Source organism: Bradyrhizobium sp. JR4.1 (assembly GCF_040548605.1).
Classification (GTDB): domain Bacteria; phylum Pseudomonadota; class Alphaproteobacteria; order Rhizobiales; family Xanthobacteraceae; genus Bradyrhizobium; species Bradyrhizobium canariense.
In genome coordinates this window covers 72,501-95,493 of record NZ_JBEPRY010000001.1, presented here as the reverse complement: position 1 = coordinate 95,493, position 22,993 = coordinate 72,501, and the positions used below count along the sequence as shown (strand labels likewise).

At 63.5% G+C, this 22,993-nt stretch carries 15 protein-coding genes, 1 tRNA gene, 1 rRNA gene and 1 riboswitch (1 of these 18 running past the window's edge); of the genes, 10 read left to right on the top strand and 7 right to left on the bottom strand.

What is annotated here, in order from left to right:
• The first annotated feature begins 45 nt into the window (after positions 1-45).
• The 4 genes from ABIB90_RS00460 (at position 46) to ABIB90_RS00445 (ending at position 5,086) form a co-directional block, all read left to right on the top strand.
• Complete coding sequence (locus ABIB90_RS00460) at positions 46-1,230, top strand: DUF2125 domain-containing protein (RefSeq protein ID WP_354199936.1); 1,185 nt, start codon at positions 46-48, stop codon at positions 1,228-1,230.
• A 239-nt stretch (positions 1,231-1,469) separates the two neighbouring features.
• On the top strand, positions 1,470-2,813 hold the full coding sequence (locus tag ABIB90_RS00455) for a GDSL-type esterase/lipase family protein (RefSeq protein ID WP_354199935.1): 1,344 nt from the start codon (positions 1,470-1,472) through the stop codon (positions 2,811-2,813).
• A gap of 190 nt (positions 2,814-3,003) precedes the next feature.
• Positions 3,004-3,231: a hypothetical protein gene (locus ABIB90_RS00450; protein ID WP_354199934.1), complete on the top strand. Its 228-nt coding sequence runs from the start codon at positions 3,004-3,006 to the stop codon at positions 3,229-3,231.
• Between the two features lie 286 nt (positions 3,232-3,517).
• The gene (locus tag ABIB90_RS00445) at positions 3,518-5,086 is read left to right on the top strand and encodes a hypothetical protein (protein ID WP_354199933.1); all 1,569 of its coding nucleotides are present in this window, start codon (positions 3,518-3,520) and stop codon (positions 5,084-5,086) included.
• A 114-nt stretch (positions 5,087-5,200) separates the two neighbouring features.
• On the opposite strand, the gene ABIB90_RS00440 is transcribed toward ABIB90_RS00445, so the two are convergent.
• The 3 genes from ABIB90_RS00440 to ABIB90_RS00430 are packed head-to-tail and all read right to left on the bottom strand — an operon-like array spanning position 5,201 to position 8,113.
• Positions 5,201-6,139, bottom strand: coding sequence for a prephenate/arogenate dehydrogenase family protein (locus tag ABIB90_RS00440; protein ID WP_007597298.1), 939 nt, complete (start codon positions 6,137-6,139; stop codon positions 5,201-5,203).
• Positions 6,136-7,230 (bottom strand): histidinol-phosphate transaminase, encoded by a 1,095-nt coding sequence (hisC, locus tag ABIB90_RS00435; protein WP_219680453.1) that lies wholly within the window; start codon positions 7,228-7,230, stop codon positions 6,136-6,138. The genes ABIB90_RS00440 and hisC overlap by 4 nt, the downstream gene beginning before the upstream one ends.
• Positions 7,231-7,264: 34 nt before the next feature.
• Positions 7,265-8,113 (bottom strand): chorismate mutase, encoded by an 849-nt coding sequence (locus tag ABIB90_RS00430; protein WP_354169066.1) that lies wholly within the window; start codon positions 8,111-8,113, stop codon positions 7,265-7,267.
• A 204-nt stretch (positions 8,114-8,317) separates the two neighbouring features.
• Positions 8,318-8,397: riboswitch (SAM riboswitch) on the top strand.
• Positions 8,398-8,487: 90 nt separating this feature from the next.
• Here ABIB90_RS00430 and metX point away from each other — a divergent pair.
• Positions 8,488-9,690 carry a homoserine O-acetyltransferase MetX gene (metX, locus tag ABIB90_RS00425; RefSeq protein WP_007597295.1) on the top strand — a complete coding sequence of 401 codons (1,203 nt, stop codon included), beginning with the start codon at positions 8,488-8,490 and terminating at the stop codon, positions 9,688-9,690.
• Positions 9,691-9,705: 15 nt separating this feature from the next.
• Positions 9,706-10,368 carry a methionine biosynthesis protein MetW gene (gene metW / locus ABIB90_RS00420; RefSeq protein WP_007597293.1) on the top strand — a complete coding sequence of 221 codons (663 nt, stop codon included), beginning with the start codon at positions 9,706-9,708 and terminating at the stop codon, positions 10,366-10,368.
• A gap of 122 nt (positions 10,369-10,490) precedes the next feature.
• On the opposite strand, the gene ABIB90_RS00415 is transcribed toward metW, so the two are convergent.
• Positions 10,491-11,354: an alpha/beta fold hydrolase gene (locus ABIB90_RS00415; RefSeq protein WP_354169061.1), complete on the bottom strand. Its 864-nt coding sequence runs from the start codon at positions 11,352-11,354 to the stop codon at positions 10,491-10,493.
• 209 nt (positions 11,355-11,563) lie between these two features.
• Between ABIB90_RS00415 and ABIB90_RS00410 the strand changes: the two genes are divergently transcribed.
• Positions 11,564-12,385, top strand: a complete 822-nt coding sequence (locus tag ABIB90_RS00410; protein WP_354199932.1) for a TIGR02594 family protein — start codon at positions 11,564-11,566, stop codon at positions 12,383-12,385.
• Positions 12,386-12,497: 112 nt separating this feature from the next.
• Here the strand turns inward: ABIB90_RS00410 and ABIB90_RS00405 are convergent, their stop codons facing one another.
• The gene (locus tag ABIB90_RS00405) at positions 12,498-13,286 is read right to left on the bottom strand and encodes an MOSC domain-containing protein (RefSeq protein ID WP_088941036.1); all 789 of its coding nucleotides are present in this window, start codon (positions 13,284-13,286) and stop codon (positions 12,498-12,500) included.
• Between the two features lie 256 nt (positions 13,287-13,542).
• Between ABIB90_RS00405 and clpB the strand changes: the two genes are divergently transcribed.
• Positions 13,543-16,182 carry an ATP-dependent chaperone ClpB gene (gene clpB, locus ABIB90_RS00400; RefSeq protein WP_354199931.1) on the top strand — a complete coding sequence of 880 codons (2,640 nt, stop codon included), beginning with the start codon at positions 13,543-13,545 and terminating at the stop codon, positions 16,180-16,182.
• Positions 16,183-16,366: 184 nt separating this feature from the next.
• Here the strand turns inward: clpB and ABIB90_RS00395 are convergent, their stop codons facing one another.
• Positions 16,367-17,986, bottom strand: coding sequence for an NHL repeat-containing protein (locus tag ABIB90_RS00395; RefSeq protein WP_007597283.1), 1,620 nt, complete (start codon positions 17,984-17,986; stop codon positions 16,367-16,369).
• A 156-nt stretch (positions 17,987-18,142) separates the two neighbouring features.
• A complete protein-coding gene (locus ABIB90_RS00390; RefSeq protein WP_007597282.1) occupies positions 18,143-20,206 on the bottom strand; it encodes a M23 family metallopeptidase in 2,064 nt (687 codons plus the stop codon).
• 1,071 nt (positions 20,207-21,277) lie between these two features.
• On the opposite strand from ABIB90_RS00390, the gene ABIB90_RS00385 reads away from it, so the two are divergent.
• A 16S ribosomal RNA gene (locus ABIB90_RS00385) occupies positions 21,278-22,766 on the top strand.
• A 188-nt stretch (positions 22,767-22,954) separates the two neighbouring features.
• Positions 22,955-22,993 (top strand) — tRNA-Ile (locus ABIB90_RS00380); it runs 38 nt beyond the window's last position.

Sequence of the window (22,993 nt, the reverse complement as noted above, 5' to 3'; positions counted from 1 at the left end):
TACCTCGCTTACATTTGACAAAATCAGGGATCAAAGGGTCGCCGCATGTCCGATATGACCGTTGCCGCAGGCCGGCGCTCCCGTTGGGGCCTTTTCATCGCCCCTGTCATCCTCCTGATCCTCGCGGTGGCGTGGAGCGGCTTCTGGTTCTATGCGGCGTCGCAGGCCGAAATCGCCGCCGACGCCTGGCGCGCGCAGGAGGCCAAATCCGGGCGCATCTATGATTGCGCCAAGCGCTCGATCGCGGGCTTCCCCTTCCGCTTCGAGGTCCAGTGTTCCGGCGCCAGCGTCGCCCTGGTGTCGCAGAACGCCAGCAAGACGCCGTTCACGGCGAAGCTCGACAACATCCTGGTCGTCGCCCAAGTCTACGACCCCAAGCGCATCATTGCCGAGTTCACCGCACCCGCGACGCTCACTGACGGCGTCACGCAAAGCACCTTCGTCGTGAACTGGAGCAAGGGTCGCAGCAGTGTCGTCGGCCTGCCCGCCGTGCCGGAGCGCGCCTCCATCGTGTTCGAGGATCCCACCGTCAATCGCGTCGACGGCAGCGTGCAGGTGCCGCTCGCGCGCGCGAAACAGGTCGAGCTGCATGGACGCCTCGCGGATGGATCGCCGTCAGATCATCCCGTGATCGAGACCGTGCTGCAGATCGCGCAGGGCAGCATCCAGGGCGTTCATCCGCTGCTCGCCGAGCCGTTCGAAGCCGATACGCGGGCGAAGATCACCGGACTGTCCGACCTCACGCCAAAGCCGTGGCCGCAGCGCTTCCGCGAGATCCAGGCCGCCGGCGGCCATATCGAGATCGTGCAGTCCCGGATCCAGCAGGGCGAGATGATCGCGGTTGCGGCCGGCACGCTCGGGCTCTCGGCGAACGGCCGTCTCGACGGCGAACTGCAGATGACGGTGACGGGCCTCGAGCGCGTGATCCCCGCGCTCGGCATCGAGAAGATGCTGGAGGAGGGAGTGCCGCAGGCAACCCTCGATCGCGTCGCGCCCGGCGTGAAGTCGCAGGACCTGAACAATCTGTTCGGCGCGCTCGACCGCGCCGTTCCCGGCCTCGGCAAGGTCATCAAGCAGAACGCCAATGCCGGCGTTGCCGCCGGCATCAATTCGATCGGCACCGAGAGCACGCTGGAAGGCAAGAAAGCTCGCAGCTTCCCGCTGAAGTTCGTCGACGGCGCCGTGCTGCTCGGCCCGGTCAAGGTCGGTCAGATCCCGTCGCTTTATTAGTTCGTGAATTCATCAATCTGCCGGGCGGACAGCTCGGTCCGCCTGACGCTTCCGAAGCTGTGAACAGATCGCTTCCGAAGGGCGTCTTGTCGTCGCCGGTGACGCAACCTGCGAGGTCCTCTCCTGCGTCGGGCGAGGAGTGCGTCAGCGCGTCTGGACAGGAGACGTTCTGCCGCCCTATTGAAGACCAACTGACGGCTCTAAGGTCGCGCCCAATTATCTGAGGTTCGGGGGAAACAATGCACGCGTTGAATTGTCTCGTGGCAGCATCGCTGCTCGTCGCCTCGCTTCAGACCGCAACCGCCAAGAATGGCGAGCATTGGGTGGTGTCCTGGACGGGCGCGGTTCAGGGCCCATACCCCGTCGGCAATCCGTCTGCCCAGCCCGAACAGAAATTCGCGTTTCCCGAGCCTGCGGCCGGTGCGCGGGATCAGACCTTTCGTCTGATCGTGCGACCGGATATCTGGGGCCGTCAGGCCCGCATCCGGCTCAGCAACGCCTTCGGCACCAAGCCCGTCACGTTTGACGGCGTTTTCGTCGGCCTGCAATCGGGCAGTGCCGCGTTGATCCGCGGCTCCAACACTCCCATTACGTTCGCCGGCACGGCTTCCGTTACGGTGTCACCGGGGAATTCGGTCTGGAGCGATGCGATCGCGCTGCCGTTTGCAAAGCGGCCTGATGACCTCGCCGGCCGCCGGCTTGCGGTCAGTTTTCATGTTGCCGGCCAGAGCGGTCCGATGACCTGGCACGCCAAGGCGCTGACCACCTCCTATGTCAGTGCGCCCGGCGCCGGCGCGAAGGGCGCCCTCGAAGACGAGGCTTCCTTCCCCTATGCGACTGCGTCGTGGTTCTTTCTCGATGCGATCGAGATGACTGCGCCTGCCGATGCCTTTGCCGTCATGGCGTTTGGGGATTCGATTACCGACGGGACCGCTTCAACCATGAATGGCGACGATCGCTGGCCCAACGTGCTGTCGCGTCGCCTGAAGGCGGTCTACGGCAACAAGGTCGCCGTCGTGAACGGCGGCATCGGTGGCAACCAAATCGCAGGCCCCGCCGAATATGGTCCCGACAAACCGTACGCGGGCGGCCCCGCTTCGGGCCAGCGGCTCGATCGCGACGTGCTGTCGCTGTCCGGCATATCGAGCCTGATCTGGCTGGAAGGCATCAACGATTTCAGCAAGAACGGCAATTTTACCGCCGACCAGGTCATCGCCGCGATGAAGGACGGCGTCGCGAGGCTACGCGCAAAATGGCCACAAGCCCGGATCATTGGCGCCACCGTCGTTTCGGCACTGGGCAGCACCAGCGCGGCACATGGTTTTCCCGAGCAGGATGACAAGCGCAAGGCGCTCAACGCATTTATCCGTAGCTCGGGGACATTCGACGGCGTGATAGATTTTGATCGTGCGACGCTCGATCCGGCCTCGGGTGGCCTCAAGCCGGAGTTCGTTCCCGAAAGCACGACCGGCGGCGCCGGCGACAAGCTTCATCCCAACCGCACCGGATATCTGGCGATGGGACAGGCCATCGACCTCGATCTGTTCAAGCCGGGAAAGTTTGATCGCAGCGCGAAGCAGTAGGATGAATTCAGAGTTGCCTGTCTCCATTCATCGCCCTCAGCTGTCGTAACTCCCTCCATGCAGGTTACGAGCTGAACTCACGGCCGCTTCGCCGGATCGTGATGACCCGCCGGGAATGCGGAGCCGCAAAGTCCGCTCTCTCTCCATGTCGGCCGCACGTTGAGGCGGTCGCCCAGGCAGGAGAGATATCATGACGAAGTCCAGGCTGTTCATTGCCGCTATCGCCATCTCGACCACGCTCGCGACGCCCGCGTTCGCGCAGTGGGAATGGCAGTCGCAGGAGCCGGCCGCATACGCCTCGATGTATCCTAATGGTGATCGCAACATCTCGAATCCCACGACGTGGGAGACGATGGCATTCGTCCCCTCGCGGAAATCACCGCGCCCCACGGTGATGCGCGCGACCAAGGGCAAATAGTCGCCATCCACCACTTGCCCGTCGCGAACTGGGCCTGGTCATGCCCCGGCCGGGCCCAATGCGCATTACCTTGAACGTGGCCTTGGACAATCGCGACAGTCGCGCGTGCGGATCGGGGACCAACGAAAATATTCCGAACAGGATCGTCAGGAAAACGTGATGCAGAAGATGCACCTCGCCGCGAATAACCGCAGCCGCATTCAAATCACTCCACACCAGGGAAGCATGCAGGCGCCGGAGACGGCGCGCGGAATCCAATCCGCTTCCCAAATGGAGGAAGCTTCAAGTGCGGATCATCAATTGCGGACTGATGCTGGGTATTCTCGCTGCCTGTTCAGGGCAGGCGCGTGCCGACGACAATGTCACAACCGAAATCCAGTCGCTGAAGGCGAAGCTGAAGGAGCTCCAGCAGCGCGTGGACTCTGAGGCGCGCAAGACGCGGCAGGTTGAAGCGCAGGCGAAGGCCGTTCAGTTACCGGCAAGTTACAAGGCGCTCGCCGCCGATCCATGTGCGGCCGGCAAGGTCTGCTACAAGGGCGTGACGTTGACATTCGGAGGCTGGGTCGATCTCACCGGCATCTACCGCTCACGCAATCTCGCTTCCGATACCGGCTCGGTCTACAACTTCATCCCCTATCAGCAGAGCCGCAATTTCAACATCCCGGAAACGCGCTTCTCCGCGCGCCAGAGCAGGTTCTCGGTGTTGGCCGAAGGCAATGCCGATGCCGACACGCACCTCGCTGGTTACGGCGAGATCGATTTCGAAGGTGCGGCTCAGACGGCGAACTCGGTGGCGACCAACTCATTCAATCCGCGCATGCGGCAGCTCAGCCTGGAACTGGACCGCACCGATCTCGGTCTTCACTTCCTCGCCGGGCAATCCTGGTCGCTCAACGCGCCGACCAAGTCGGGCATCGATCCTCGCGGCGTCGATGCGCCCGGCGTGATCGACTTCGAATCCGTCCCGGGATTTCTTGCGGCACGGCAGCCCGGGCTGCGCGTCTGGCAGGACATCGGACCGGAGTTCAAGCTGGCTGCGTCGGTCGAGAATGCCCAGACCGCGTTCTTCGGCGGCAACGTCCCGGCGGTCGGCACACCCGCCATTGGACCCCAGGGCGTGCTGAACCCGAACCTTCAGGTCAATCTGACCGGTCCCGGCGGCAGCTTCTTCAACAACCTCAACAATGTCAGTCTGAATCAGGTGCCCGACGTCACCGTCAAGGCAGCCTGGGACCCGCGGCTCGGGCCCACCAAGCTGCATGTCGAGGCGTGGGCGCTCTACCGCCAGCTGTTCGATCGCTTCAACAACGCCAACCACACCTACGACACCGGAAGCTTCGGGGGACACATCTTCGCCGAACTGATTCCGAAAACCCTCGATCTTCAGCTCTATGGCTCGCACGGCGTGCTGGGCCGCTTCACGGCAACGCCGTTCCCCGACGCGGCGGTGGCGCAGGACGGCACCATCCTCCCGCTGACGATCACGGCGGCCGCCGTCGGCCTGATCTGGCACGCGACGCCCAGCCTCGATGTCTACTCCTATGCAGGCCTCGAAAAGGCCAAGGCGAATTTCGCCAATGTTGGAACGGTGCCCTTCGGCTACGGCAATCCGCTCTACAACAACACCGGCTGCTTGACCGAGAATTCGCCGGCCGCGACCTGCAACGGAAACACCAGGGAGGTCCGGCAGATCACGGCCGGGATCTACGACACCATCTACCAGGGCAATTTGGGTACGCTCAAAGCCGGCCTGCAATATTCCTACACGCAGCGGTTCGCATTCGCCGGCGTCGGCGGCGCCCCGAAGACGGACGACAACGTGGTCATGACGCAGATCCGCTACTATCCGTTCTAGTCACGGAGCCACGCGGGCTCGTAGCCCGGATGGAGCGAAGCGCAATCCGGGAATCTTGCCTCAAGCGACGGAGGTCCCGGATTACGCTTGCGCTCCATCCGGGCTACTTCAGTGCTACGGCTTGTTGCCGAGCTGCGCATGCGGCCGGCCGAAGTCGGGCGCCGCCGAATCCTGGCCGATCTCGACAATGCCGCGGCGGATGGCGCGGGTGCGGGTGAAGTGGTCGAACAGCGCCTCGCCGTCGCCGCGGCGGATCGCGCGGGTGAGCTTTGCCAGATCCTCGGTGAAGGTGCCGAGCATCTCCAGCACGGCTTCCTTGTTGGCGAGGAAGACGTCGCGCCACATCGTCGGATCGGAGGCGGCGATGCGGGTGAAATCGCGAAAGCCGCCGGCGGAGAACTTGATGACCTCGGACTCCGTCACCTGCGCCAGTTCGTCGGCGGTGCCGACGATGGTGTAGGCGATCAGATGCGGCAGATGGCTGGTGATCGCGAGCACGAGATCATGATGATCCGGCGTCATGATTTCGACCTTGGCACCCATCGCCGCCCAGAACGCACGCAGGCGATCGGTGGCAGCCGCATCGACGCCCTCCGGTGGGGTGAGGATGCACCAGCGGTTGATGAAGAGCTCGGCGAAGCCCGAATCGGGACCCGAATGCTCGGTGCCTGCGACGGGATGCGCCGGCACGAAATGGATGCCTTTCGGCAGATGCGGCGCCATATCCCTGACGATGGCGCCCTTGACCGAGCCGACGTCGGAGATGATCGCGCCGGGCTTGAGATAGGCGGCGATTTCCTGCGCCACCGGCCCGCAGGCGCCGACGGGAATGCAGAGGATGACGAGATCGGCATCCTTCACCGCTTCCGCATTGGTCGCCACGACCTGATCGACAATGCCGAGCTCCATCACGCGTGCGCGCGTCTTCTCCGAGCGCGCGGTGGTGACGATCTCGCCAGCCAAGCCCTGGAGCTTCGCAGCGCGCGCGATCGAGCCGCCGATCAAGCCGAAGCCGATCAGCGCGACGCGCTGGAAGTGCGGGGTCGCGCTCATGTTCCGGCCATGAAGTCGCGCAGGCCCTCGACGACGAGGCGGTTGGCCTCCTCGGTGCCGATGGTCATGCGCAACGAATGCGGCAGGCCGTAGTTCTTCAAGCCGCGCAGCACCAGCCCGCGCTTGGTGAGGAAGGCGTCGGCTGCATCCGAGGTCTTGCCCTCGGTCGGGAAGTGGATCAGCACGAAATTGGCGACGCTCGGCGTCACCTTCAGGCCGAGCTTGCCGATCTCTTCGGTCAGCCAGTTGCGCCAGGTCTCGGTGAACTGCTTCGACATCGCCTGATGCGCGGTGTCCTCGATCGCGGCAACGGCAGCGTACATCGCCGGCGTCGACACGTTGAAGGGACCGCGGATGCGGTTGACCGCGTCGATGATGTGTTCGGGGCCGAACATCCAGCCGATCCGCAGCGCCGCAAGACCATGGATCTTGGAGAACGTGTGGGTCACGACCGTGTTCTCGGTGGTCGCCACCAGCTCGATCCCCATCTCGTAATCGTTGCGCGAGACGTAGTCGCAATAGGCTGCGTCCAGCACCAGCAGCACGTGCGAGGGCAGGCCGGCGCGCAGGCGCTTGACCTCGTCGAACGGCAGATAGGTGCCGGTCGGGTTGTTGGGGTTGGCGAGCCAGACCAGTTTTGTGCGCGGCGTGACGGCTTTCAGGATGGCGTCTACATCCGCGGTGAGGTTCTTCTCCGCCGCGACGACGTTCCTGGCGCCGACCGCCATGGTTGCGATCGGGTAGACCAGGAAGCCGTGCGTGGTCGAGATCGCCTCGTCGCCATGGCTGAGATAGGTGTGGGCGAGCAGATTGAGGATCTCGTCCGAGCCGGCGCCGCAGATGATGCGGTTGGGGTCGAGCCCGAAGGTGCGCCCGATCGCTTCGCGCAGCACGCGCGAGGTCCCTTCCGGATAGTCTTCCAGGTGATCCGCCACGTTCTTGAACGCCTCGATCGCCTTCGGCGAGGGCCCGAACGGCGTCTCGTTGGCCGAGAGCTTGAACACCTTGCGACCGGGCTCCGCCACCGGAGTCTTGCCGGGCGTATAGGGCGCAATATCGAGAATGCCGGGATTCGGCACTGGGCGGGACATCTTCAACTCCGGAGTGGCTTAAGCAGTTCGCGACTTACGATTTCGGCCCGGTCGGGGGCACCGTATAGCGCGTTGCGTGGCTGCCGACGAGGGCCGTGGAGCGCACCGAGGCCCCCGCTTCGATCAGGGCAGCCTTGATTTTGTCGAGGCTGCTCGTCGCGGTGACCGAGACCAGCAGCGCGGCGCCGTCGAAGGCGGTGTCGGGCACCGCCACGATCTCGGCGAGCGGCGACAGGACGCGCGCAACTTCGGCGTTCCACCCTGACACGCGTACGCTGAAGGTCTCGACCTCCGTCACCAGGGCGCTGTCGGCGACGCGCGAGACCGCGAACACCGGCAACGCCGCCGGATGGTCGGCGCGCTCGACAAAGGGCAGCCGCGCGATGATCTTTGGCGCGCCGGCTTCTTCCAGCGACAGCCACCACGGCGTGCGGCTCGAGGTTGCCGAGACCAGCGCAAGGTCGCCCTTGGATTTCGCGACGGCCTCGACCGCCGCCTGCGCGCTGAAATGCGCGACGTAGGGCACGGTGAAGCCGAAATGGAATCGCGCGGAATCGCGCATGGCGGGCTCGCTCGCCGAGATGTCGGCGTGTACCGAGAACGGCGCCTGGACATAGGTGAACGTCGCGATGATGACGCGCCAGATGCTCTCGACCGTGTCGAGCGGCAGGATGCCGCGATGACGCTGCACGAGGTCGCGCATCATGGAGGCCTCGCGTGCCGGGCGGAACGCCGAGCCGACCTCCTGGGTCTGCTTCACCTGGATCAGGCGGTCGATGATGTCGCCGCGTTGCATCAGCAGGCGATGCATGCCCTCGTCGATCGCGTCGATCTCCTTGCGCAATTCCTGGAGCGATGGTGGCGCGGGCGGACGTTGGGACATGTCTGACAGGTGCTGTTGAGAGGCGTTCCAATGCGGCTCAGTCGAGCCGTCACCGCTGTGATGGATATCCTGATTAGGCAGTCGGGGCTGCGAAAGCAAAGAGAAATGCAAAGGGAAATCGGGCCCTTTCCGCCGGCGGCGCGACAGGCGAATTTGGTCGATCCGGGCCGCGACTTGACGAAAACCGTCCAAGACGGTAGTTTTTATCCGTTCCGTGGTCATTTGAGCCGGCCGGCTTGCAGCCACGTTAAAAAACTCGCTAAACAGGCCGGGGACGCTTTCGATCCCGGCCGAACCTATCGTTCAGGCCGGGTTTTTCATGGCCTGATGTCAATGCGGTCACTTCTACGATCGCAAACGAGGTCGATGGTCAGATGGTTGGCGTCCAGTCAATTCCCAGTCCCGCGATCACTGCCGACGAGCGGTCGCACGAGGTGGATCGTCCGAGCTCGCAGGTTGCGCAGTTCGGCACGGAGCAGCCGCTGCAGCTCGATTGCGGTGTCGATCTCAGCCCGTTCCAGATCGCCTACCAAACCTACGGCGAGCTCAATGCCGATCGCTCCAATGCGATCCTGATCTGCCATGCGCTGACCGGCGACCAGCACGTCGCCAATGTGCACCCTGTCACCGGCAAGCCCGGCTGGTGGGAGACCTTGGTCGGCCCCGGCCGACCGCTCGATCCCAGCGAGTATTTTATCATCTGCTCCAACGTGATCGGCGGCTGCATGGGCTCGACCGGTCCGGCTTCGATCAATCCCGCGACGGGCAAGGTTTGGGGCCTCGATTTCCCCGTCATCACCATCCCCGACATGGTGCGCGCGCAGGCGATGCTGATCGACCGGCTCGGCATCGACACGCTGTTCGCAGTCGTCGGCGGCTCGATGGGCGGCATGCAGGTGCTGCAATGGACTGCGGCGTATCCGACCCGGGTATTCTCCGCGCTGGCGATTGCCTGCTCGACACGACATTCGGCGCAGAACATCGCGTTCCACGAGCTTGGCCGTCAGGCGGTGATGGCCGATCCCGACTGGCACCAAGGCGGCTATGCCGATCACGGCATCCATCCGCATCGCGGGCTCGCTGTCGCTAGGATGGCGGCGCACATCACCTATCTTTCGGACGCCGCGCTGCATCGAAAATTCGGCCGGCGCATGCAGGACCGCGAGCTGCCGACCTTCTCGTTCGACGCCGACTTCCAGGTCGAGTCCTATCTGCGCTACCAGGGCTCGTCCTTTGTCGAGCGCTTCGACGCCAACTCCTATCTCTATCTGACCCGCGCGATGGATTATTTCGACATCGCCGGCGACCATGGCGGCGTGCTGGCGAAGGCGTTCGCGGGAATCCAGACCCGCTTCTGCGTGGTTTCTTTCACCAGCGACTGGCTGTTCCCGACCTCGGAATCGCGCGCGCTGGTGCACGCCCTGAATGCGTCGAGCGCGCGGGTGTCCTTCGCCGAGATCGAGACCGATCGCGGTCACGACGCGTTCCTGCTCGACGTGCCCGAGTTCTTCGACATTGCCCGTGCCTTCCTGCAGTCGGCAGGCAAGGCGCGCGGGCTCACTGCCAAGACTGCTTAACAAGGACGGCTAGCCATGTCTGTACAGGAAGCGTTGCCGCTGGGCGGCCTTGCGACCGGGCAGCCCGGTGATTTTCGCGCCGACCATGTGCTGGTCGCCGAGATGGTCAAGCCGGGCTCGAAGGTGCTGGACGTCGGCTGTGGCGAGGGCGACCTGCTCCAGCTGCTGGAGACCCGCGGCATCGACGGCCGCGGCATCGAGCTGTCACGCGAGGGCGTCAACCGCTGCGTCGCCAAGGGTCTTGCGGTGGTGCAGGGCGATGCCGACACCGATCTCGTGAATTATCCCGATGACGCCTTCGACTACGTGATCCTGTCGCAGACGTTGCAGGCGACCCGGCAGCCGAAGGTGGTGCTGGAGAATTTGCTGCGCATCGGCCGCCGCGCCATCGTGTCGTTCCCGAATTTCGGCTTCTGGAAGATGCGGCTCCAGCTCCTGATCGGCGGCCACATGCCGCGCACGGAGAATCTGCCGGCAAGCTGGTATGACACCGCCAACATCCATTTCTGCACCATCAAGGATTTCGTCGAGCTCTGCGACGCGATCGACGTCAAGATGGAACGTGCCGAGGCGCTCGACCTCTACGGCCGCCCGCTGCGGCTGCGGATGCCCTGGTGGGTGTGGAATCTGTTCGGCGAGCAGGGCGTGTTTCTTCTGACGCGAGGCGGCAGGAAGTAAGATTCCCGTAGCCCGGATGAAGCGTAGCGCAATCCGGGATTCTATCCGCGGAGGCGAAGGCCCCGGATTACGCTTTCGCTCCCTCCGGACTACGCGACGGAGTGTGTGGCGACGCCTTCGCGCTAATGCGCCGGCAACGACCGCGCATCGCGCGCCGGCCATCTTCCCGCTTCCACCAGCGTGACGAACCGTTCCACCGTTTCGTTGAACAGCGCGGGCTCTTCGAGATTGAGCACGTGGCCGGACTTCGGAAACATGGCGAGCCCTGCCGCAGGCAGGTGCTTCTTCAGGAACAGGCTTGCGCCGACGCACGGATCGTCCTCGTCGCCGCAGATGATGAGTGCCGGCGTCGTGGCGGCTCTGATCGCGTCTGTCATCGTAAAGATCGAGGGACGGCCGGCCTGGAAGCCGCGCATCGTGCGCGCCGATCCCTTGGCGTCGTGCCGCGCCAGGGCGGCGTAGAAATCGGCGTGGCCGCGCGGGTCCTTCACCAGGAAGGGAATCCGGCTCGGCGCCTCGCGCGTGACCTTTGCGACTTCGGCCGAGCCGAGCATCTCGAATTGCTCCGCGTTGGCGCGGCACTGCTGGCGCCAGGCGTCGAGGTTCTCGATCTCCGAGCCTGAGCCGACGCCGGCGAGCGTCATCGACAGGGCACGTTGGGGCGCGTTGAGCCCGATCTGGAGCGATGAATAGGCGCCCATCGAGAGGCCGACGAAGTGCGCGCGATCGATCTTCAGATGATCGAGCACCGCGAGCGCATCGGTGTAGAAATGCGTGTAGCCGTAGACCTCGCCATCAGGCACGTCCGATGGCGTGTAGCCGCGCGCGGAATAGGTGATGCAGCGATGGCCGCGCGAGAAGTAGCGCATCTGCGGCTCCCAATTGGTGTAGTCGGCGGCGAATTCGTGCAGAAAAATAATTGGCGTGCCCGTGCCTGCTTGTTCGAAATAGAGCCGGCAATTGTCCTTCGTGAGGGCGTGAGGCATCCGGTTTTCTCCCAGAGGTGGCTGCGACATTGGAATGCCGTCCTGCGGTTAGCGCATACGAACCTAACACTTATTAATCATCTTAATCATCGTCCAAAATCTCCGCGACCGCGTCTTGTTCTCGCCACATCAGGATATTGATACAGCCCGCGGATGTCGGCCACCGCACGGGCCGATTGGGAAGTGGGGGTGTCAACGAAGGATGAAGAATGTTCGAGTTGTTTGCGTCTCGCCTGTCGCGCTGTGTCGTCGCGCTGGCTGTTTTCTTCGCGGCGGTCGCCGCCTTCACCTCTCCGGCGTCAGCACGATCTCATGGTCATAGCGCAGAGCGGCACGCTTACGCGCATCACGCCAGCAGATATCATCATTACCGGCATGCACGCAGTTCGCGCTTCGAGCGCGGCGCGGCGCAATTGCAGGCGAGCGGCTTCGGCAACACCTTCGCCAGCTATGACCCGAACGCCAATAGCGGCGGCATCGCCATGAGCGGCAGCGGTGGAATGGCTATGAGCGGCGGCGGTGGAATGGCCATGAGCGGCAACGCTGGAATGGTTACCAGCGATAGCGGTGGGATGACCACGCGCGCCAGCCGTCGAACCATGAGGCGTGGCGGTGGGATGGCCACTAACGCGAATGTTGGCGGCGTGGCCAATACCGCGACGAGCAGCGGCGGCTTCGGTGGCGGGTCGGGCCTCGTGTCCGAGGCACGCCGCTATGTCGGCGGCAATCCGACCGGCCGCGGCAGCCTGTGGTGCGCGCGCTTCATGAACATGGTGCTTGAAAAGACCGGTCACCGTGGCACCGGCTCCGACATGGCGAACTCGTTCGCGCATTACGGCACGCGTGTCTCCGGTCCTCAGGTCGGCGCCATCGCGGTCATGTCGCGCGGCGGCCGGGGCGGTCATGTCGGCATCATCACCGGCGTCGATGCGCAGGGCAATCCGATCATGATCTCCGGCAACAACGGCAACCGCGTCCGCGAAGCGCCGATCTCGCGCGGCCGGATCTATGCCTATGTGATGCCGAATTGAGGCGCGTCATTGCGAGCGCAGCGAAGCAATCCAGAATCCCTCGCGGAGACAGTCTGGATTGCTTCGTCGCTTCGCTCCTCGCAATGACGGAGTTTGCCGAGAAAGCGCCCCGTCACACCAGCTTCGGCTGTTCCACCGCAACCGCGTCGCCCACGCCGATGTCGCCGTCGGCGATCACCTCGGCATAGATGCCGCAGTCCATGTGGCCGAGATTGCTCGAGAGCGTGGCCGGGATTTCGAGATCGCGCCTGGCGGTCTGAGGATCGACATTGGTGGCCGGGCAGCGCTTGATGCGCTTGACCACGTTCAGCCGGGCCTGTCCGATCGCCAGCGTCTGGCCGACGAGGTCGAGCTCGGACCAGGCCGGCCAGCCCTTCACGTAGAGATTGGCGCGGAAGCGCAGCGGGTGGACGGCGGCGCCGCCGAGCATGGTCTCGAGTGCGCGGACGCTGTCGAGATTGATGATGGACACGACCTTGCGGGCGACGTCGGAAAAGCTGTGGTCGCGGCCGGACAGGACCTTGGGCGGGCCCTTCAACTCCGGCTGAAAGTTCTGGCTGAAATAGTCCTCGATCGCGGCACGCCCGGCGGCGGTCTCGAGATCGCCGACGGCGACGATCTGGCCATCCTTGCGGATGGTCAGGCGATGGGTCGCGTCCTCGAACTGGCTGTCGAGCGAAGCCAGCCGCTCATTGCGCGCCAGCATCAGGAACTGGATCTTCGGCTTCCACTGCGGCTCTTCCGGATCGAAGCCGCTGGGGCCGTTCTCGATGGCATAGCGGCGGTCGGCGGGCAGTGTCTGGCCGGTCTGCAGGGAGACGCGGGGCAGGGGCTCCGGCGTCAGACCCTTGATCGGATAGCGGTAGAGGCCGGTGATCTCGGCGGTCTGGTTGGCTGTCATTGCGCTCGGTGTCATGCCGCTACTTAGGGGATTCGGCCCAGCGGCGCCAAGCGGGCGGATCCGCGCACGAAATTGTGAACTCGCCTCTTCCGGTCCGAGGCCTCGCTTCCCACATCTGGGTCAGGCCGGCGCCAGCGCCGGCTGATAACGACCGTTGCCGGTTGAGAAACGTCAATGCGGTCATCGGAAACCCAATGAAGATGTCGTTTGGAGTGCCTTAGAGGGCTCCAGGGGCAGGCCGAGGGACAGAGAAGATATGAACATCGAGAAATATACCGAACGCTCCAGGGGCTTCGTCCAGTCTGCGCAGTCGCTTGCGGTGCGCGAAGGGCACCAGCAGTTTTCGACCCTGCACGTCCTGAAAGTGCTGCTGGACGACAATGAAGGCCTCGCTGCCGGCCTGATCGACCGCGCCGGCGGCAATTCCCGCGCAATCCTGAAGGCGACCGAGGACGCCCTGAACAAGGTGCCGAAGGTCTCTGGCGGCGGAGCCGGCCAGATCTATCTGGCGCCCGAGCTCGCCCGCACCTTCGACGCCGCCGAAAAGGCCGGCGAGAAGGCCGGCGACAGCTTTGTCACGGTCGAGCGGCTGCTGCTCGGCCTCGCGCTGGAGAAGACCGGCGAGGCGGGTGCGATCCTGGCCAAGGGCGGTGTCACCCCGCAGAACCTCAACGCGGCGATCGAAGCGCTGCGCAAGGGCCGGACCGCGGACTCCGCCACGGCCGAGAACGCCTATGACGCGCTGAAGAAATATGCCCGCGACCTCACCCAGGCGGCGCGCGACGGCAAGCTCGATCCGGTCATCGGCCGCGACGAGGAGATCCGCCGCACGATCCAGGTGCTGTCGCGCCGGACCAAGAACAATCCCGTCCTGATCGGCGAACCCGGCGTCGGCAAGACCGCCATCGCCGAGGGCCTGGCGCTGCGCATCGTCAACGGCGACGTGCCGGAGAGCCTGAAGGACAAGAAGCTGCTGTCGCTCGACCTCGGCTCGCTGATTGCAGGTGCAAAATATCGCGGCGAGTTCGAGGAGCGGCTGAAGGCCGTGCTGCAGGAGGTGACCGGGAGCGAGGGCAATTTCGTCCTGTTCATCGACGAGATGCACACGCTGATCGGCGCCGGCAAGGGCGACGGCGCGATGGACGCGTCCAACCTGCTCAAGCCTGCGCTCGCCCGCGGCGAGCTGCACTGCATCGGCGCGACCACGCTCGACGAGTACCAGAAGCACGTCGAAAAGGACGCGGCGTTGGCGCGGCGTTTCCAGCCAATCTTCGTCAGCGAGCCCTCGGTGGAGGATACGATCTCGATTCTGCGCGGGCTGAAGGACAAGTACGAGCAGCACCATGGCGTGCGGATCACCGATTCCGCGCTGGTCGCCGCCACCACGCTGTCCAACCGCTACATCACCGACCGCTTCCTGCCGGACAAGGCCATCGACCTCATGGACGAGGCGGCCGCGCGGCTCAAGATGCAGGTCGATTCCAAGCCGGAAGAGCTGGATTCGATGGATCGGGAGATCATCCGGCTGAAGATCGAACAGGAAGCATTGAAGAAAGAGAGCGATGCCGGTTCGAAGAGCCGCCTGCAGACGCTGGAGAAAGAGCTCGCCGACCTCGAGGAGAAGTCCGCGGCGCTCACCGCACGCTGGAGCGCGGAGAAGAACAAGCTCTCCGACGCCCAGAAGCTGAAGGCCGAGCTCGACGGCTTGCGGGTCGAACTTGCCAACGCACAACGGCGCGGTGAATTCCAGAAGGCCGGCGAGCTGGCCTATGGCCGGATCCCCGAGCTCGAAAAGCAGCTTGCAGACATTGAGGCCAAGGAGAACTCCGGCGAGATGATGGAGGAGGCGGTCACCGCCAACCACATCGCGCAGGTGGTCTCGCGCTGGACCGGCGTGCCCGTCGACAAGATGCTGGAAGGCGAGAAGGACAAACTGCTGCGGATGGAGGACTCGCTCGGCAAGCGCGTCGTCGGCCAAGCCGAGGCCGTACGTGCGGTCGCGACCGCCGTGCGCCGCTCGCGCGCGGGGCTGCAGGACCCGAACCGGCCGACCGGCTCGTTCATGTTCCTGGGACCCACCGGCGTCGGCAAGACCGAGCTGACGAAAGCGCTCGCCGAATATCTGTTCAACGACGAGACCGCGATGGTCCGCCTCGACATGTCCGAATACATGGAGAAGCACTCGGTCTCGCGGTTGATCGGCGCGCCTCCGGGCTATGTCGGCTATGACGAGGGCGGTGCGCTGACCGAAGCGGTGCGGCGCCGGCCCTATCAGGTCGTGCTGTTCGACGAGATCGAGAAGGCGCATCCCGACGTCTTCAACGTCCTGTTGCAGGTGCTCGACGACGGCCGCCTCACCGACGGCCAGGGCCGCACCGTCGATTTCCGCAACACACTGATCATCATGACCTCGAACCTTGGTTCGGAGTTTCTGGTGAACCAGCCGGAGGGCGAGGACACCTCGGCCGTGCGCGAGCAGGTGATGGGAATGGTGCGGGGACATTTCCGCCCCGAATTCCTCAATCGCGTCGACGAGATCATCCTGTTCCATCGCTTGCAGAGAAGCGAGATGGGCCGGATCGTCGAGATCCAGTTCGCGCGGCTGCAAAAGCTTTTGACAGATCGCAAGATCGTGCTGACGCTCGACGCCGCGGGCCGCGACTGGCTCGCCGCCAAGGGCTGGGATCCCGCCTACGGCGCACGGCCGCTCAAGCGCGTGATCCAGCGTCACGTCCAGGATCCGCTCGCCGAGATGATCCTGGCCGGCGACGTCAAGGACGGTGACAGCGTTGCGATCTCGTCCGAAGGCAACGTGCTGACCTTCAACGGCAAGGCGCCGCAGACCGCGGAGATCACCCAGTTCGAGGCGCCGGTGTCGAAGCGGAAGTTGAACTGAGCGCCGGCATTCGAAGCCTGAAGCAACAAGCCGCCCCGGAGAGTTCAATCTCTCCGGGGCGGTTTCTTTGTGGGTTATTGACGATTTTGCTGCAGCCGGAGTGTGGTTTGTCTAGGTCGTGCAATCTTTACGGTGGGGCCCTACCGGCATATGCAATCCAATCCACATTTTTGAGCGCGGGGACTTATTTCTTCGTGACCTTGTAGATCGCGTTCTCGATGTCAGACGAGAAATAGATCGTGCCGGATTCCCCGATGCCGACGCCCGTCGGAATATGCGTTGGCAGTCCTCCGGGCGCGCCCACCAGGCCGATCGGGAGATTGGCCGCGATCTCGGTGACCGTGCCGCTCTCAGGTGCGATCTCGATCAATCGCTTGGCGCCGACCTCCGCCACGATCAGCTTGCCGTCGCCGGCGCGTGCGATCCCTTCGGGCATTTTCAGGTCCTTGGCGACCACCGTCTTTTCGCCGTTGCTCTCGATCATCGAGACGACGCCGGAAAAGGCTTCGGTGACATAAACCTCGCCACGCGATCCCGCGACGAGCCCGACCGGGCCCTCGAGGCCGCCGATCAGTGTGGTGCGGTCCTTGCCGTGCTCGCCGCTGACGCGGACCAGCGATTTGGTGCCGAGCTCGGCCACCAGAATGCTGCCGTCCGCGAGCACGATCGCGTCGTGCGGCGCCTTGAAGCCATGCAGCATGTCGCGGGTGGCGCCGGTCTTGCCGTCGATCACCTGCACCGTGCCGGTGAACCAGCTCGACAGGACCACGTCGTTGCCCTTCGCCGTTGCGCTCATCGGGTATTCGAGCGTGACGCCGGCGGCGTGCATGCGGGCCTTCTCGGTGACCTCGCCAGTAGCACCGTCCACTGTGCGATAGGCGAACACGTCGGCGACGTGGATCGTGTCCTTGCTGTTCTCTGACGTGACGCCGATGCCGCCGGGCAAGGCGAGCTTGCCGATGATGACCTGCCGCGCCTGGCCGGTCGCCGGATCGACCTCCTGGATGCCGTTGTCGGCCATGTTGGAGACGTAGATCCGGTCCTTGCCGTCGATCGCGAGATTGTCCAGCGACGGCTTCAACTGCGCGACCATGGTCTTGGTGCCCGACTTGGGATCGACCTGAACGAGCTGGCCGAGCGCGGTGTCGACCACCCAGAGATTGCCCTTGGAATCGAAGTTCACCGCGGCCGGGACCTTGAAGCCGTCCGCGACGACGGTCAGATCGGCCTTGTCAACGTCGACCTTTGCGACCTGTCCCTTGAACCAGAGCGGACCGTAGAGCTTGTCGTCGGGACCGAACTCGAAGCCGTTGAGGCCGCCCATCTTCTCCATGATCTGGCGCGGCGGTTTGACGCCCTCGACGTCGATCTCATAGAGCGTGTCACCGAGAAAGACGGTGGTGGCGTAGAGCCTGCCGTCCTTGCGGAAGGCGAGCGAGTTGATGCCGGGAAGGCCGGAAGCGAGCTTCGTGATCGGGCCGTCGCCCTTGCGCGAATAAAGATCGCCGGCCAGAAATCCGGTCCAGGCCATGGTGCCGTCGGGGGCGAATGCGATGTCGTCGGCCATTCCGATCGGGGCGGGGATTGCAACCTTGGCGGTACCGCCGGCGATGTCGACCTCGTAGAGCGCCGCGCCCGCGACGCTGCCGGCAAACAGATGGCCGGCCTTGTCGATCGCAAGCCCGTGCACGCCGTGGAACGCCGAGCCGGGGACGAGCCGGGTGACCTCCCAGTTTTCGGCCGAAACGCTGGTGGCGGAGACAATCGCAGCGACGAAGGCTGCGCAGGCGAGCCTGTTCTTCATGGCGAGACCTCCTGTTTTTTGGAAAGTATTCGCTCCCCACGCCGCTTTGGCAAACGAAACTTGACGTTGTGATGGCGCCAAGCGGGCCTCGCGCATCGACGTCAAATCCGGATCGTGTTTGAAGATGACCGGCCGATCTCGGCCGGTTCGCCGGCTTTACCGGTTGGTGACCTGCAACGGTCCGCCGGTTGCGTCCGACATCCGGGCGATGGCGCCGGCGCGGCCGCTCATCATGCCGTCGAGCCGGTCGCGCTCCTTCTCGAAGCCGGCCAGCATCGGGCCTTCCAGTGAGCGGCCGCGCGGCAATTTCACACGCAGCGGATCGACGAAGCGGCCGTTGACCAGGATTTCGTAGTGGACGTGCGGGCCGGTCGACGCGCCGGTCGAACCGACGAAGCCGATCACCTGGCCCTGCCGCACCTTCTTGCCGGGCTCCATGCCCTTGGCGAAGGCCGACATATGGCCATAGGCGGTCTCGTAGCCGTTGTTGTGCTTGATGCGGATGTATTTGCCGTAGCCGCCCTCGGGGCCGGCCTTCTCGATCACGCCGTTGCCGGAGGCGAAGATCGGCGTGCCGTAGGAGGTGGCCCAGTCGACGCCGGTGTGCATCTTCACAAAGCCGAGGATGGGGTGACGGCGGCCGCCGAAGCCGGAGCGCATGATGGCGTTGTTGACCGGCTTGCGCACCAGGAACTTCTTCGCGCTCTTGCCGGTCTCGTCATAGTAGTCGACGACGCCGTCGTCGGGGCTCTGGTAGCGGTAGTATTTCTTGGTTTCGCCGCCGAGCGTGAGCGAAGCGAACAGCACGTCGTTCTTTTCGCTCGCGGTCACGCCTTCGTCTTCGCCGGCGTAGAACACGTCGAATGAATCGCCCGGCGCCACCTTGCGCTGGAAATCGACGTCGTAGGAGTAGATCTTGATCATGTCGTCGATGACGGGCATCGGCACTTTGTTGCGCATCGCGGTCTCGTAGATGCTCTGGTAGAGCCGCACGCCCGTGCCGTCATCGTCGTCATCGTCGTCGCTGTTGGCGTTCGCCGCCGCATCGGCGACGGTATTCATGCTGGAGACGTCGACGGCGACGTATTTGCCGAGATCGGACAGCGCCGCGATCGCCTCGACCATGGTCTCGTTGGCGATGACGACGCGGTAGGGCTGCAGACGGGCGCCGGGGCTTGCGGGCGCCATCAGGATGCGCAGCTTCTCGCCTTCCTTCACGCCGCCGTCTCGGCCGCGCGGACCGAGCGTCGCGGTGATCGCCTTGATCTCCTCGGCCGTGGCGCCGAGATCGCGCAGCACGCCGGCGACGCTGTCGCCCTTCTTGACCACGTGGACGCGTTCACCGTTGGGATTGCCGCCGGTGATCTGTTCCTTGGTCTTCGGCAGCAGCGTGACGTTTTCCGGCACCACGCGCGTCTCGAAGCCGGCATAGGGATCGGACGGCGACACTTCGGTGGCGTAGGCGCTTCTGATCTCGGACGGGGCGGTCGCGCCGGAGACGTCGGCCGCAGCATTGGAGAGCGCGGCATAGCGCACCCCGCCATTGCCGCGCCAGTTGGCGGCATCGCGCACCCGCATCAGGATGTCGTCCAGCGCCACCACTGCGGTAATCTTGGCTTTCGGCAGCACCTGGGAGAGGTCCTTGGTGACGAAGGATACCTCGGCGTCGGGTTCGACGGCCTCCGGATTGTTCGGATCCTCGGATGCCGTCTTCGGATCGGAGCCGACATCGGTGAGAAGGCGCTGGGCGTTGAACGGCGGGATCTTCGCCGACAGGTCGCTCGTCGTCATCGACAGATTGCCGGCAATCCGGATGAAGGGACGCACCCGCATCACGTCGCGGTTGCCGACGCGGGCGACGGTCGAGACGCGCACGATGTTGCGCGAGGCCGTGGCTTCGTTCGGCGGCGGCAGGCGGTCGCTCTTGTGCAGCGTGGCGGCGCGGTCGGCTGCGCCGAATGCGCCGCGCAGCGCGCCTTCGACGCGCTCCGGCACCTTGGCGAAGGTCATCTCGCCGTCGAGCGAAGCGAAAACGGCGCCGCCGATCAGGGCTGCGCCGCAAAGTCCGGTTAGAATAGTCCCGCTGAACCATTGCACCGAGACGCGGCGCCGATCGATGACAGCGGCTTCGGAACCATCGACGGACAGCGGCGGCTCGTGGCCGAGATCGATGATCCCGGTCTCACGCCCGTAAGCGCCGCGTGACGTCCTGTGGTTCAACCCAAGTCCCCCAATCAACGACCCAAGAGCCCGATTTCGAGCAGCCCGTTCCGGACAGTCCTGTTTCGAGCCCTCCTTACGCCGCCCTCTCTGGGGCGTCTCTGGAAAAGGCAAGCCGCATAGGCGTCCGCGGTCAGAAGGCCCAGATGACGGACCGGCCGAAATTACGAACAGCTAAGCGGAAAAAGATCTCTCGATGTGTCTCGAATGTCTGAAGAAGGCTGCTTCATCGGATGATCGCCTTCCTCTGACCCCACACAAACCGCCGGCAGCCCCCACTGGCATCCATGCGATTCAAGCTTCGTCTGTACCAGAACGCCGGGGGATTGTGGCTCAAGTACGGCGCCTAATATGGAAAAGTTTCCGGAACGGCAGGGGGGCCGAGGGCCTTCCAGGGGCGGGCGCCCCAAGCCGCGGCCAAGCCGCGGCCAAGCCGCGCCAAGTCACGTCCAAGTCACGTCCAAGTCACGTCCAAGCCGCTTCCGGAGCCCGCTCAGGCCCAATCTTTTTTTGGGTTTTTTCTCAGCGTCGGCCCGATCCATCCGCTCAGCGCCTTTCTAACATACTGTAATCACGTGTATTTTTTGAATAATCCACCGTGCGACGATTTTCTGACAATCGGCGTTGACAACCCCGATGGGTGGGGCCTATAACCCGACCACTGAGCGCGGCGCCGCCGGGTCACTGACCAAGGCGAGCGAACGCGCCACTGATGCTCCTCACCTTGTTGAGTGACACAACAGTCGACGTAAGTCGATTGGAGTTCATCCATCGTCGGTAAGGGTGTCGGAACCCTTCCTCTCTGGAAGGTTGGGGCCTCCTGGTCCCGGGCTGTTTGACAAGTGAAGATGAAGAAAGAGAAACGTGGACGGCGGAGTCCTTGCGGGTCTCGCATTTAAAGAGCTTCGGCTTTTTGGATCGGGACCGGACGAAAGACTTCGGCGGTACACGTTTTAAGGTTACACCATCGTTGCCAGCGATGTGAATCGCGGGCAGCTCATCGACTTCGGTCGATGAAAAATGGTGGGACCTCGTCAAAACGTTGTGATCAGCCGGTTCAAAGTTCAAGTCCAACTTGAGAGTTTGATCCTGGCTCAGAGCGAACGCTGGCGGCAGGCTTAACACATGCAAGTCGAGCGGGCGTAGCAATACGTCAGCGGCAGACGGGTGAGTAACGCGTGGGAACATACCTTTTGGTTCGGAACAACACAGGGAAACTTGTGCTAATACCGGATAAGCCCTTACGGGGAAAGATTTATCGCCGAAAGATTGGCCCGCGTCTGATTAGCTAGTTGGTGAGGTAATGGCTCACCAAGGCGACGATCAGTAGCTGGTCTGAGAGGATGATCAGCCACATTGGGACTGAGACACGGCCCAAACTCCTACGGGAGGCAGCAGTGGGGAATATTGGACAATGGGCGCAAGCCTGATCCAGCCATGCCGCGTGAGTGATGAAGGCCCTAGGGTTGTAAAGCTCTTTTGTGCGGGAAGATAATGACGGTACCGCAAGAATAAGCCCCGGCTAACTTCGTGCCAGCAGCCGCGGTAATACGAAGGGGGCTAGCGTTGCTCGGAATCACTGGGCGTAAAGGGTGCGTAGGCGGGTCTTTAAGTCAGGGGTGAAATCCTGGAGCTCAACTCCAGAACTGCCTTTGATACTGAGGATCTTGAGTTCGGGAGAGGTGAGTGGAACTGCGAGTGTAGAGGTGAAATTCGTAGATATTCGCAAGAACACCAGTGGCGAAGGCGGCTCACTGGCCCGATACTGACGCTGAGGCACGAAAGCGTGGGGAGCAAACAGGATTAGATACCCTGGTAGTCCACGCCGTAAACGATGAATGCCAGCCGTTAGTGGGTTTACTCACTAGTGGCGCAGCTAACGCTTTAAGCATTCCGCCTGGGGAGTACGGTCGCAAGATTAAAACTCAAAGGAATTGACGGGGGCCCGCACAAGCGGTGGAGCATGTGGTTTAATTCGACGCAACGCGCAGAACCTTACCAGCCCTTGACATGTCCAGGACCGGTCGCAGAGATGTGACCTTCTCTTCGGAGCCTGGAACACAGGTGCTGCATGGCTGTCGTCAGCTCGTGTCGTGAGATGTTGGGTTAAGTCCCGCAACGAGCGCAACCCCCGTCCTTAGTTGCTACCATTTAGTTGAGCACTCTAAGGAGACTGCCGGTGATAAGCCGCGAGGAAGGTGGGGATGACGTCAAGTCCTCATGGCCCTTACGGGCTGGGCTACACACGTGCTACAATGGCGGTGACAATGGGACGCTAAGGGGCAACCCTTCGCAAATCTCAAAAAGCCGTCTCAGTTCGGATTGGGCTCTGCAACTCGAGCCCATGAAGTTGGAATCGCTAGTAATCGTGGATCAGCACGCCACGGTGAATACGTTCCCGGGCCTTGTACACACCGCCCGTCACACCATGGGAGTTGGTTTTACCTGAAGACGGTGCGCTAACCAGCAATGGAGGCAGCCGGCCACGGTAGGGTCAGCGACTGGGGTGAAGTCGTAACAAGGTAGCCGTAGGGGAACCTGCGGCTGGATCACCTCCTTTCTAAGGATGGTTCTTCAGAAGCTTGCTTCTATCGAACCGTTTTAGAAACATCAGTGGCCAACGGTCGTCAGGATCGTTGAGCTGCATTGGCGGGATTTCGCCGTCTTCGTTTCTCTTTCTTCGCGGACGAACACGCGCTGGGGCTGCAACCTTGCAGAATCCCTGGTCCTTGACTGGATATGCGTTAGGGGCTTGTAGCTCAGTTGGTTAGAGCGCGCGCTTGATAA

What these genes read in the sequence shown, in the direction of transcription:
- ABIB90_RS00450 (WP_354199934.1), top strand. Translation starts at nt 3,004, where the DNA reads ATGACGAAGTCCAGGCTGTTCATTGCCGCTATCGCCATCTCGACCACG.
- ABIB90_RS00455 (WP_354199935.1), top strand. Translation starts at nt 1,470, where the DNA reads ATGCACGCGTTGAATTGTCTCGTGGCAGCATCGCTGCTCGTCGCCTCG.
- metW (WP_007597293.1), top strand. Translation starts at nt 9,706, where the DNA reads ATGTCTGTACAGGAAGCGTTGCCGCTGGGCGGCCTTGCGACCGGGCAG.
- ABIB90_RS00430 (WP_354169066.1), bottom strand. Translation starts at nt 8,113, where the DNA reads ATGTCCCAACGTCCGCCCGCGCCACCATCGCTCCAGGAATTGCGCAAG.
- ABIB90_RS00415 (WP_354169061.1), bottom strand. Translation starts at nt 11,354, where the DNA reads ATGCCTCACGCCCTCACGAAGGACAATTGCCGGCTCTATTTCGAACAA.
- hisC (WP_219680453.1), bottom strand. Translation starts at nt 7,230, where the DNA reads ATGTCCCGCCCAGTGCCGAATCCCGGCATTCTCGATATTGCGCCCTAT.
- ABIB90_RS00405 (WP_088941036.1), bottom strand. Translation starts at nt 13,286, where the DNA reads ATGACAGCCAACCAGACCGCCGAGATCACCGGCCTCTACCGCTATCCG.
- ABIB90_RS00460 (WP_354199936.1), top strand. Translation starts at nt 46, where the DNA reads ATGTCCGATATGACCGTTGCCGCAGGCCGGCGCTCCCGTTGGGGCCTT.
- ABIB90_RS00395 (WP_007597283.1), bottom strand. Translation starts at nt 17,986, where the DNA reads ATGAAGAACAGGCTCGCCTGCGCAGCCTTCGTCGCTGCGATTGTCTCC.
- ABIB90_RS00440 (WP_007597298.1), bottom strand. Translation starts at nt 6,139, where the DNA reads ATGAGCGCGACCCCGCACTTCCAGCGCGTCGCGCTGATCGGCTTCGGC.
- clpB (WP_354199931.1), top strand. Translation starts at nt 13,543, where the DNA reads ATGAACATCGAGAAATATACCGAACGCTCCAGGGGCTTCGTCCAGTCT.
- ABIB90_RS00410 (WP_354199932.1), top strand. Translation starts at nt 11,564, where the DNA reads ATGTTCGAGTTGTTTGCGTCTCGCCTGTCGCGCTGTGTCGTCGCGCTG.
- metX (WP_007597295.1), top strand. Translation starts at nt 8,488, where the DNA reads ATGGTTGGCGTCCAGTCAATTCCCAGTCCCGCGATCACTGCCGACGAG.